Genomic DNA, 12308 nt, shown 5'->3' on the forward strand with positions numbered 1-12308 from the left:
GAAAATGAATTTAGATTATTACAAGAAAGGATGAATAGACATGAAAGACTTAATTCTTGAAACAAAAAATTTATCAAAAAGATATGGAGAGCAGATGGCAGCCAACCATATTTCACTTCAAATTGAACGTAATAGTATATATGGACTTCTTGGACCAAATGGTGCAGGTAAGTCAACAACACTTAAAATGATTGTTGGACTTCTTCATCCAACAGGAGGACATATTTTTTTTAATGGAAAGCCTTGGCAACGAGAATCTCTTACAAAAATCGGTTCTTTAATCGAATCACCTGCTTTATATGGAAACCTTACAGCAGAGGAAAATCTACTAGTTCACACAAGACTTCTAGGCATTCCACATGAAAAAATTCATGAAGTATTAGACACAGTTGATTTAAAAAATACTGGAAAAAAGAAAGCCTCACAATTTTCTATGGGAATGAAACAACGACTTGGAATCGCTATTGCACTTTTGAATAATCCAGAACTATTGATTTTAGATGAACCAACCAACGGGCTTGACCCATTTGGAATTCAAGAACTACGTGAGTTGATTGCATCTTTTCCTGAAAAGGGAATTACAGTAATTCTCTCAAGTCATATATTATCAGAGGTTGCTCAGGTAGTTGATAAAATAGGAATTATTAGTGGAGGAAGGCTATTATTTCAAGGTATACCAGACCCAAATGAAAATCTAGAGGAATTCTTCTCTGATGTAATCTTAAAAGGAGGAAAGTAAAATGAATGGACTTAAATCTGAACTTTTAAAATACAAAAGAACATTTATGGGGAAATTGATTGTTTTTATTCCAATATTCTTTGCATTATATGCAGGGATAACACAATCAACAATCATGAAAAACCCATTATCTCAAAGTAGCTCTTGGTCATGGGACAGCCTTCTAGCCTTGGTTTTTAATTCGTGGCCATTTGTATTTTTACCTCTTGGTATGGGATTGTTTGCTACTTTGGTAGCTAGTCAGGAAAGAAAAGCTGGGAATTATCGCACTTTGCGTGCATATAATGTTTCACCTATGATTCTTTGGACTGATAAGGTTATGGCTATGGCAGTTTACACTCTGCTTTCAACACTAGTTTTGATAGTTTCAACAATTATGACTGGTTTGTTTTTATCAGAAGGAGCAATCCCATTTGGTAAGATTATTGCTGGAGGTTTTGTTTGTTGGCTTGTTTCTCTTTCACTTATCCCTATTCAGCTGTGGGCAGCTACATGGAAAGGAACATTTTTAAGTATGGGAATTGCACTTGTAGGTATGATGATAGGTGTTCTTACAGCAATAAAATCTTTATGGTTTGCAGTACCGTGGAGTTGGGCTATGAGGCTGATGTGTCCTATTGCTGGTGTGCATCCAAATGGAGCTATTTTGGAGACTGGAAATCCACTTTTAGATTCATCTGTGATTCCTGTTGGGATTATCGTATCCGTGGTTATATTTGTTGGAATTACAGTAATTACAGGTATTTGGTTTAATAGGAGGGAAATAAAATGATAGGAGTATTATCATCAGAGTGGCTAAAAACAAAACGTACAGCAATTCGTTGGCTTACATTCTTTATGCCTGTAGTCATTGCACTTTGTGTTGTTGCTTATCTGGCAATTAGGTCTGAAGTTACATATAAATTTGTTTTTGAAGGTTATTTTATAGTATGGACAGCAATTATCATTCCAGTAGGAATAAGTCTTCTATCAAGCTTTATTATACATGAGGAGGAACTTGCTGGAGAGTTCAATGGTTTTTTAAATACAGGAGTCTCCCGAATTAAGTTATACTTAGGAAAATTTTTTATATTGATTTTTTGTATGGCAGTCAGCACTTTTATTTCATCACTTATAATATGTGTCGGAATGAATATTATAATACCTGATGGAGGTAGCATTTCTCTATTTATGATGGCATCCTTACTTGCAGTAATAGGGACACTTCCAATTCTATCTATTCACTTGTGGGTCAGTTTTTTATGGGGGATGGGAGCATCCATAGGAATAAGCATGGGTGGTATTTTAATGGCTGCTTTGATTGGAGGAACAAGTCTTGGGGGTAAAATCTGGGTGTTTGTTCCTTGGGCTTGGCCAGTAAAGATGTCAATGTTTCCATCTATTTATTTTCAGACTACCTTATCAACTGCAATTTCTTCAGGAGCAGAGTCACAGCTAATAAATGCACTTAATTTAACAGGAATTGGACTTATCATTTTTCTAGTTGGTGGAATTATATGGTTTAACAGATGGGAAGGTAGAGCATGCAATGAGTAATGACTATGGACATTTTTATAAACTTGACCAATGAGAAAAATTATCAGATAATATATGAGCAGGTCACAATACAGGCTTGTTAATAATGCATAAGTATTGGAGGATAATTAAAATTGAGCAAAATATTGATTGTTGATGATGAAAGAGAATTGGTGACCTTATTAGAAAAAAAACTGAAGTCAAAAGGGCATGAAGTACTTATCGCATATAATGGAAATGATGGAATTGAATTAGCAAAGAAACAGCCAGACCTTATTATACTTGATATTATGATGCCTGGGGCTGATGGCTTTGAAGTTTGTAGTACCATACGAGATGATGTAGTGTGCCCTATCATTTTTCTAAGTGCAAAGCAATCAGAAACAGATAAAATAAAGGGATTAACTCTTGGTGGAGATGACTATATAGTGAAACCTTTTGGGTTACGAGAATTGATGGCACGTATTGAAGCTAATCTACGCCGTGAAAAGAGGTCACAATATATCAATATGGAAAATAAACGTCCAAAAATGTATTTTGGAAAACTATGTTTAGATATACAAGAGCGTGCAGTCAAAATTGATGGCAAGGATGTTCACTTGACAAAGAGAGAATATGATATTGTAGAATTACTTGCATTGCATGCAGGACAGGTTTTTTCTAGAGAACAAATCTATGAAAAAGTCTGGGGATATGATTCAGAAGGTGAAGATTCAACAGTTGTTGAGCGTGTTAAGAAGATTCGTGCTAAATTTTCTGTGGTAACACCTAAAATTGAATATATTTCTACTGTTTGGGGGATTGGGTATAAATGGAACAAATTTTAGAGAAGGAGATTTTCATATAATGAAAAGCATAAAGAATCGGTCACTTTCAGCACAGTTTCGCAGAACACTTTTTTTAATTATAATCACCAGCATATTGGCGTCACTGATTACTTATGCTGGAGTAATTATGTTGTTTATTCGAGCTTTAAATAATAATGACATATATGGCGAAAATTATTATGAACAGCAGATACCAGAAATAGAAAAATACATTCATAAAAAAAATACAACTATTCTATCTCCTTCAAATGCAGAAGATTTGAACAATATGATTCATGGTGACGGATTACTCTATCAGGTTGTAGATAATGACAGTAACTTTTTATATGGTACATATAAGAAACAAATTTTTGAAACAAAGGAACAATTATTTAATAAACTAAATACTAAAATTATAGATTCGGGAAATTTTGTCAAGATTGTTCCTGTTATTGATGATAGTGGAAAAATCAAAGGGGCTGTACTTCTTGCTTATCAGTTGAAACTTACTTATGCAAATGGAAATGAAAATGAGCTGTGGAGAGACGATAGGGTTATTATTCTTGTTTTGTTATCTCCTTTTATATATATTATAGGATTTACAATACTATTTTCTCGAATTCTTGCTAAAAATATCAATCGACCACTAAAACTCTTGATGGATAGTTCACAGAAGATTAAAGAAAAGAACCTTGATTTTGAAATAGATTATTACGCGGATAATGAACTAGGAAATCTATGTAGTGCTTTTTCAGAAATGAAAGAAGAATTAAAAAAATCCTTATCTGCACAGTGGAAAATAGAACAGGAACGAGTAGAAATGGTAGAGGCATTGGCACATGACCTGAAATCACCATTATCTATTGTAAAGGTATATTCAGAAGCTCTGATTGATGATACTGAGATTAGTGAAGAACAACGTCAATATCTTGCAGTTATAGAAGCAAATGTAGATAAAAGTGTCTCATTGGTTCAGCAAATGCAATATACTTCTGAACTTGAAAAATCTTGTATTCAGTTACAGTTAGTTCCTATAAATCTGACTGAGTTTTTGGAGCAAAAAGTATACTACTATGAATTAGAGGCTAGGAAAAAAGAAATATCTATCACTTTAAACATTCAAAGTGATATAGAAGAATCTATTTTGATTGATATAGAGAAATTGGAAAGAATCTTTGATAATATTGTATCCAATAGTCTTCAATATACTCCAGAAGGTGGAAAAATCAAAATATCAGCAAAGGCAGAAAAAGAATATATCTCATATGAGATTTGTGATTCTGGTACTGGATTTAGTGCTAAAGATATGCATAAAGTTTTTGAAAAATTTTATAGAGGTGATGAGGCTAGACAGACTAAGGATGGGCATTCTGGTTTGGGGTTGTACATTGTCAAGCAATTAGTTGAGATGCTTGGTGGTTCAATCAGAATAGAAAATGTGAAATGTGGTGGTGCATGTGTTATATTTCAGCATAAAATATTTAATCTCTAATCATTCATATTTAATTTTTTATTGTGTAGATATTGTAAATATATTAATAAGTGATTATGTTAAGTATATAAAAGAGGTATCAGCAATATGTTGATACCTCTTATTGTATTTGAGTATTGAAAAAATATCTTATAAGTTTTTAAATGAATATAGAAAGTTTCTACAATAAATAAAGAAACTTTCTACAAATAAAATCTGTTACCTTGACGTAATAAATATAGTATTATATAACTGTACCAATTAAAAGTAAATATATAACTTTAAGTTAGTTAAGGAGAATAATATGAAAAAATATTTACCTGTTTGTCCAGTAGAAATCACATTGTAAATGAGTTTATATGCGATTGTAATAATTTTTTATGCTGTCTTAATAATGTGGCAAAAGGGATTTGGAGAGAAGAAGTTTCTTATGCTATGGATATGATAAATTATTATATCACTAGTCTTGTTTAACTATTTTATGTCTGATAAAAAATAATAGTATGAGGTTAATTTATGAAAAGTACTAATGAAGAGTTGATAAAGCGAGGTTTTATTACAGAAGAATATATCAATAAATTTCAATCTTATTCAGATGAAGAGTTATTGGAACTAGCAAGTTCATCAAAAGCAGTTGAAAGGTCAGTTTATATAAATTTGATGTCAAAAAGATATGGAGTCGAAAATAAAGAATTTGTAGAGTTTTTGTTAGGAAAGCTTTGCGTTGAAAAATCTCTATATACGAAGATTGAGATTTGTAATGCCCTTGAAAATGGGAATACTTATACTGCAAAACAGATGATTAAATATCTTGGAACAATAGGAAATAATCAACATAAATATTTGCCAGACAGGGTTTCTAAAAAGAAGAGTTATCCATTAGCAAGGGATATAATTGCAAGAAGTTTAGCAAGGATGAATGTAGAGATTTTACCTGTATTGTTTGACGTTTTAGAGAGTGATGATAGGATTAAGATTTCTGAGGTAATTGATGCTATAGGATTTATGATATTTTATAATCAAGGGGTAGCTAGTGAATATTACTTTAAAAAGATTGTAAGTGTAATGGAAAAGTATTCGGAAGATGATTTAATTATTTGGAAATGCGTAATGTGCCTTTCTTCTTTTAAGACTCAAGAAAGTATAGATATTCTTGAGCAAGTTTTATATAGTGATAAAAATGATTTAATAAAAAATGAAGCTGAGTGTTCTCTAAGTAAGATTAAAAAAGAGATAAAGTTCTAGAAAGAAATAAAATCAAAATTAATAAAGTTGTAGAAGGAAATAAAATCAAAAGCAATAAAATTGTATAAAGAACAATCAAATTTGCTAATCTAAAAGGGGGAAACTGGTTTATGAGAAAACAGCTGTCAGATATGACATTAGAAGAGTTATGGAAGCTATTTCCTATATTTTTAACTAATCATAGGGAATGTTGGAAAGATTGGTTTAAAGAAGAAGAATCTAGACTAACTGAACTACTTCCTATGCAAAAAATTGTGAGAATAAATCATATTGGAAGTACTGCTGTGAATACAATTTATGCAAAACCGATTGTTGATATACTGATGGAGATAAAGCCTGAGTGTAACATACAAGAGATTAAAGAGATAATTGAGTCAGATGACTATATTTGCATGTCTGAAAGTGGTGATAGGATTTCATTTAATAAAGGATATACAGTAGATGGGTTTGCAGAACGAGTTTTTCATTTACATATAAGATATGCAGGAGACAATGATGAATTATTTTTTAGAGATTATTTGATTGATAATCCAAGCGTTGAGAAGGAATATGAGAATCTTAAGTTGAAATTATGGAAGGAATATGAGCATAATCGTGATGCTTATACAGATAATAAATCAGATTTTATTAAAAAGGTAACTGAAAAATCTAGGAAATTGTATTCTAATAGATACAGTTAGGATGTTATTTACTATATTTAAGTTTAATATATTTAAATTTAAGTTTAATATATCAATGCTTACTAAAAATGAAATATTAAAATCACTTTGAGACAGTTGAAAAAGCTCACAATTTATATGTGTTTATATTATTATTAAAATATAAATTAAGGAAAGTCATTTCTGGCTTTCCTTTTTGGAGTTTTTTAAATATATTAAGATTCTCAGCTTAATACTAACACAACCTAATATAAAGAAATAAAGAAAAATCTGTATCAGTATAAGAAATATTCAACTCTCCACTATACTTATCAACAATTTCCTTGATATTTTCAACACCATATCCATGAGATTTACTATTATCTTTATCTGAAATAAATAAACCATGTTTTTTAATGATAGGATTTACCTTGTTATTTGTTAATAAATAGCTAAAATACTCATTTTCACAACGTGCTTTTAGCACCACTTTTCTATTTGATAAGTCGGAAATCTTTAAGGATGCTTCTATAGCATTATCCAAAGAGTTTGAAAAAATAGTACATAAATCCATTGGCTCTATACCAAAGTGATTGTCTATATCTATATTAAAATGAACATCAACACTATTTTCTTCCAATTCTGTATGACGAAGATTTAAAATTGAATTAAGGGCAGGGTTTTTACAAAATTGCTTACCACTTAAAGTCCCAAAACTAAGTTTTAATTGTGTAAAATAATCTTTAGCTCCATCAATATCTTCAACTTCTAAATAAGACTCAATCATTTGGAAGTGGTTATTTATATCATGTCGTATTTTGCGTATCTGAACCTGTTGATTCTCTAGTAAGTCGTAATATTCTTCTTTTATATGATTCGATTGATTTTCTAACTTCATCTTTACATTTTCAATTAATGGATTTAAAAGAAGTATCACACCAATATTAGCTATGATTGCAGATAAAATGATTAGATAAGTACCATAAGGTAAGTTACCTAAAATAATATTATAATCGCTACCCATAGGAATTAAATTAGTGGGTGGCAAAATAATGGCAATTAATATTGATAAAAATGAGGATATACATACTATATCAATAAAAATCCATATGCGATTTGTAAGGTACTGTTTTATATTAACTAATCTATTTTTTAAGAAAAAATGTATCAAAAACCATAAAAATACTTTAATTATGGCAGAAACTATCTTAAAGATTGAAAGTACTACAGTATACTCACTTGAGCTTACAAGTTCTCTATATAGAGGATTGTTTATAAAAAGAAAATTAACACCAACTATAATAGGATAGAGTATCATTATAACTGATATTATAGGAATCAACCTACTTTTACTACAGACTATAAGGAGTATAAAATATCCAAGTAGTGTAAAAAGTATATTTACAGGGTCAGAAAGCCATATTATCATTTGACCAATAATAGAATAACCCAAAATCAATATTATTTTAAAAATCCAATGTTTCCTAAAATCTATAAAATAAGATGTTAGCTTATAAAGAAAAAAGGCCATAAAAATGCTAAGTAAAACTGTAATATAAATTGTAGCTTTTGATATTATTGAATAAGTATCCATTTGAAAACCTTTCTAAAAATTAAGATTCTAGCATATGTCTTGTAAATTTTCCTACAACTTCTTGATATTTTTGACGACTTATAGGAATTTTTTTATTTTGTACTTTAGCATATGTCTGATTTATACTGTTTACATAGTTTAGATTGACAATATATCTTTGATGTGTACGTATAAAATTAGATGGAAGAATATCTTCCATATCATTTAGTTTTCCATAATACTCTAAAGATTTGTCAGAGGTTACTACAGTCAGCTTTCTTAATTCACTTTTAAAGTAGAGAATGTCTTTTGTATTGATTTTACAAAGGTTAGTTCCAATCTGAATCGTAATAAAGTGTTCTTTCCATTGTTCTAATTTTTTTAGTGCTTCTTTTAAGACTTCACATATTTTTTCACTTTTATAAGGTTTTAAGATATAGTTTAAAGCTCCTACATCATATCCATGAAATACATAGTCAGAAAAACCTGTGACAAAGATAATTATAGTATCTTTTGAGTATTTTCGAATGACTTTTGCTATATCAACTCCATTAATTTCTCCAAGTTCAATATCTAAAAAAATGATGTCCATATAATAATTTTCATGTTCTAGATTATATATTAGACTTTCTCCATTTGAGTATTCTTTTATCTGGCAGGGATAGCCCCATAAATCCATTTCTCTTGTGATGATTTTATTTAGCATACTTCTTTGTTGTTTTTCGTCATCACAAATACAAATTGAAATCAATGATTATTCTCCTTTCAAGTTTTATATTTATATAATTAAGTATATAATAAATTGAGCTACCTAGATACATAAAAGAGAAAATATGTCTAGGTAGCAAAGTAGAGTCTTACTTAAATAAGTTTTGACTAAAATCGTACAGATAAGAATTATATAGACTTACTCAGAGAAGTTTTATCTAAAATAATTCAAGCAAACTTATTTTGAAATTCCAACAATTTCTTTAAATTTTTTGTAAGTCAACAGATATATAAGATACATATAAACCCCACAAACCACTAGTAAACCTAGATTTATCAAAAGAGCATTGACTTCACTATGAACAATTCTACCATCATTGTTTACCATAATCATAAAGTTAAAAAGATATATTACAAAACTTCCAGTAATAAGAGGGTATGAAAAGATTTTCTTTAATTGGTTGCGAATACAGAATTTTATATAGTCGTTGTTAGCACCTAATCGACTCAAATCTATAAAAATCTGTTTGTGATTTACTGCTATTGTAACACCTCTTGTATATGCAATGATTCCCACAGCCGTAAAGCAGATTATACCTACATAGATAAATAACATCAAGAATACTGCTGTATTTTTTATCATATCTTGACTCTGCAAAGTTTTAAAATTAGGATAGTACTTCCATTGGAGATATAATTGATTATTATCTGGAGTTAATTTTAAAGAACCTTCTCCACTTGGATATTCTTCATCCAAAAAATACTTTTGACCAGTTGATTCATTGCGTTTTTTCACATATTCATCATACATAGTGTATGTTCCCATTTCCTTAGGTGTTCTTTTTATAATCTCTGACTTTAAATCATTAGCAAAAGCATAGGTATCTGTAGTTTTATCTACATTAAATAGGATAGAATTATTGTAGTTATTTATAGATAAACCTTTAGCAAATGCATTATAATCGTCTTCACTAAGGACATAAGCAGTCATACGAGCATTTTGAAAGAAAGAACCATTAAATATTAGGTTTCCAGAATATTTAAAAGGAGTTTCTTTTTCTGTGGCTGGGCTTGATATAAATTTTGGAAAATCATAATCTCTATTATTATTTTCTTTACTTACAACAGCAAGATATTCACCATTTTTTATACTGATAGGTTTATCAATTAATTTAGAGAAATCCTTAGAATTAAAGAACATGGCTAAAGAATGTTTTTTCATATATACATCATCAATAGTTCTATCTTTATTAAATATTGATTCTGTACCATCTACAATTAATTCAATAGAAGGAAGTTCCATATAGTTTTGGATTTTTACTTTATGCTTATCTGCCAACTGTTCAATTTCTTTTTTAGATATTTGATTCACTCTTTGGTTATAAGTGAATGTGTAATCTATAGGATTCTTTTTAGTATTTTCATTAATTCCTGCAATCACATTAGGTATATAGAATACAGCAAATAAGGCTCCTGCAATTAAAAATGCAATAACACACATATTTTTTACAGTTTGCTTGCCCATAAATCTCATCATACTAGTAGATATAATATTTTTGTAGTATTTTTCTGGATGTTTTCCTCTTTTTGCATGTACTACTACATATGTCATAATCATGTAAATTCCAATAGCAGAGAATACATACGTAATGTTCCATATAGATGGCATCATGTAATTAAGTTCACTTATGACTATTGAAGGTACTACATAACCTAGAAGAAGTCCTAATACCATAAAAAATGTTCCCAATATACCATACCAACTTTTTACCTCATGCACTGGTTCAGAGATTCTTTGGTCATTTAGTATATCAATTATATTTGTACGATTGATGAATTTTACTGAAAGTAAGAAAATACATAGAGTTACAAATATACAAAATATGAAACCATATATAAATCCTTGAGTTCCAAAGTGGTATGTCATTTCTCTTGTATCAATAATTACCAATTGGAATATCTTCCATATACCAAAAGATACAGGCATACTCAATAGAAGACCTAAAAGACAACAGACTATTGAAATAAGGAGTATTTCTGAAAATAGAATTTTTTTCAATTTTTTCTTATCTGTCCCTAGAGCCATAAAAATACCAATTTCTCTACTTTTAAATTTTAAAAATAGGGAAGAGGCATAAGTAGTAAAAACAGCACATCCTAATATAGCAACTGCAAATATCATTATGGCTTGTTTTCTACTATCTCCTCCAGTTGGAAGGATTGTTTGCACTGTAGGACTAAAATAAATTAAAGCATATGAAGTTACTAAGACTACAGAAAGTATTATACAAAAGAATAATGTTGTATAGTTTTTCCAATTGTAGGCTCGAAGTTTTCCATATAATTTATTAATTGTCATCTTGACCGCCTCCCATTTCTTTTAAAAGTTCCAATAATTCATCTAGGAATTCACGTCTTGAATTTGATTTTACGACTTCTTTGTAGACCATTCCATCTTTAAGGACAATAACACGGTCACAAAAACTTGCAGCAAAGCTATCATGTGTAACCATGAATATAGTGGCATCTAACTCTTGTTTGGCTTTTAGGAATGAGTCAATTACTGTACGACAAGATTTGCTATCAAGATTACCAGTTGGCTCATATGCTAATATCAAATCTGGATTATTCATAAGAGCTCTTGCTACTGCTGTACGCTGTTTTTCACCACCAGATATTTCAGCAGGGTATTTTTTGCGTATATGTTCAATACCAAATAATTTGCATAGGCTAGTAGCACGGTTTTCCATTTGTATAACTTTACTACCTTTGATAATTTGTGGAACACAGATATTTTCAAAGACACTAAGACCATCAAACAGCATAAAATCTTGGAATACAAAGCCCAACTGCTGATTTCTAACTTCGGAAAGTTCTTTTTCTTGTAGGTTTCTTATATTATTGTTTCCAAGAGTTATTTCACCTTCATCAATTGGTATAAAGCATGAAATGCAGTTTAAGAGAGTTGTCTTTCCACTTCCAGATGCACCCATGATTGCAACGAATTCTCCTTTATTGATTTCAAAAGAAATATTTTTTAATACAGGGTACGTTTTATTACCTGTCTTGTATGATTTACATAAATTGTTTACTTTAAGCATATATATCATCCTCGCTTTCATTTATCTTGTAAGTCAATGATAGCATTTGAAAGGGGGATGGGAATATAAGTCTCGTTGTAAGAATTGGGTGTTTTTTTGTAATGTTTGAGTTAGAAAAATTTTTGAAAAGGTATTGTTACGATTATTTAGATAAAAGATATGTTGATGTATAAATGGTAGTCTTTTTTGTAAAATAATTATCTATTTTTATTTTATAATATAAAAACACTATTTTTTTACTAAAAAAGCTACCACAATCAATAACGAAAATACAATTGAAAGTATTGAAAAAGTAAAGTGAGAATTTGAGTCATTATTGCGATTATTAAGTTTTATCCAAAGTCCACATATAATTGTACATATCAATAAAACTGCTGATATTATCCCTATAAATGTAAAAAACATTAAAATTCCCCCTTTATTTAATGTAAGTATTTGAGTCCATGAGAATATCTTTAAGTTCTGTCAGAGTATGGCTGAGTTATGTATCAAAACTAAAAGACATATAATTA

13 protein-coding genes are annotated in these 12308 nt (G+C 29.7%); 8 read left to right on the plus strand and 5 right to left on the minus strand.

Going from position 1 to position 12308, the window contains the following annotated elements; genetic code table 11:
- The first annotated feature begins 40 nt into the window (after positions 1-40).
- The 8 genes from IC219_RS06880 to IC219_RS06915 all read left to right on the plus strand — a co-directional run bounded on the left by IC219_RS06880 (position 41) and on the right by IC219_RS06915 (position 6456).
- A complete protein-coding gene (locus IC219_RS06880; RefSeq protein WP_227433574.1) occupies positions 41-739 on the plus strand; it encodes a lantibiotic protection ABC transporter ATP-binding protein in 699 nt (232 codons plus the stop codon).
- Between the two features lies 1 nt (position 740).
- The gene (locus IC219_RS06885; protein ID WP_227831357.1) at positions 741-1511 is read left to right on the plus strand and encodes a lantibiotic immunity ABC transporter MutE/EpiE family permease subunit; all 771 of its coding nucleotides are present in this window, start codon (positions 741-743) and stop codon (positions 1509-1511) included.
- Entirely contained in the window at positions 1508-2275 is a 768-nt protein-coding gene (locus IC219_RS06890; protein ID WP_227483069.1) for a lantibiotic immunity ABC transporter MutG family permease subunit, read from the plus strand. Before IC219_RS06885 ends, IC219_RS06890 begins: the two co-directional genes overlap by 4 nt.
- 113 nt (positions 2276-2388) lie before the next feature.
- Positions 2389-3081, plus strand: coding sequence for a response regulator transcription factor (locus IC219_RS06895; RefSeq protein WP_227831356.1), 693 nt, complete (start codon positions 2389-2391; stop codon positions 3079-3081).
- A 19-nt stretch (positions 3082-3100) separates the two neighbouring features.
- Positions 3101-4552 (plus strand): sensor histidine kinase, encoded by a 1452-nt coding sequence (locus IC219_RS06900; protein WP_255612941.1) that lies wholly within the window; start codon positions 3101-3103, stop codon positions 4550-4552.
- A gap of 303 nt (positions 4553-4855) precedes the next feature.
- Positions 4856-5005 (plus strand): aminoglycoside 6-adenylyltransferase, encoded by a 150-nt coding sequence (locus IC219_RS06905; RefSeq protein WP_227831355.1) that lies wholly within the window; start codon positions 4856-4858, stop codon positions 5003-5005.
- 42 nt (positions 5006-5047) lie between these two features.
- On the plus strand, positions 5048-5776 hold the full coding sequence (locus tag IC219_RS06910) for a HEAT repeat domain-containing protein (protein ID WP_227831354.1): 729 nt from the start codon (positions 5048-5050) through the stop codon (positions 5774-5776).
- 110 nt (positions 5777-5886) lie between these two features.
- Positions 5887-6456 carry a GrpB family protein gene (locus IC219_RS06915; RefSeq protein WP_227831353.1) on the plus strand — a complete coding sequence of 190 codons (570 nt, stop codon included), beginning with the start codon at positions 5887-5889 and terminating at the stop codon, positions 6454-6456.
- Between the two features lie 214 nt (positions 6457-6670).
- Here the strand turns inward: IC219_RS06915 and IC219_RS06920 are convergent, their stop codons facing one another.
- From IC219_RS06920 to IC219_RS06940, 5 genes are all read right to left on the minus strand, one after another.
- Complete coding sequence (locus IC219_RS06920) at positions 6671-8008, minus strand: sensor histidine kinase (protein WP_227433567.1); 1338 nt, start codon at positions 8006-8008, stop codon at positions 6671-6673.
- 19 nt (positions 8009-8027) lie between these two features.
- On the minus strand, positions 8028-8738 hold the full coding sequence (locus IC219_RS06925; protein ID WP_227831352.1) for a LytR/AlgR family response regulator transcription factor: 711 nt from the start codon (positions 8736-8738) through the stop codon (positions 8028-8030).
- Positions 8739-8933: 195 nt separating this feature from the next.
- A complete protein-coding gene (locus IC219_RS06930) occupies positions 8934-11054 on the minus strand; it encodes an FtsX-like permease family protein (protein WP_227831351.1) in 2121 nt (706 codons plus the stop codon).
- Entirely contained in the window at positions 11044-11796 is a 753-nt protein-coding gene (locus IC219_RS06935) for an ABC transporter ATP-binding protein (RefSeq protein ID WP_227831350.1), read from the minus strand. The genes IC219_RS06930 and IC219_RS06935 overlap by 11 nt, the downstream gene beginning before the upstream one ends.
- Positions 11797-12024: 228 nt before the next feature.
- Positions 12025-12201 carry a hypothetical protein gene (locus IC219_RS06940; protein ID WP_227433563.1) on the minus strand — a complete coding sequence of 59 codons (177 nt, stop codon included), beginning with the start codon at positions 12199-12201 and terminating at the stop codon, positions 12025-12027.
- Positions 12202-12308: the final 107 nt, after the last annotated feature.

Origin of the sequence: Clostridioides sp. ES-W-0018-02 (genome assembly GCF_020658175.1) — a bacterium.
Lineage (GTDB): Bacteria > Bacillota > Clostridia > Peptostreptococcales > Peptostreptococcaceae > Clostridioides.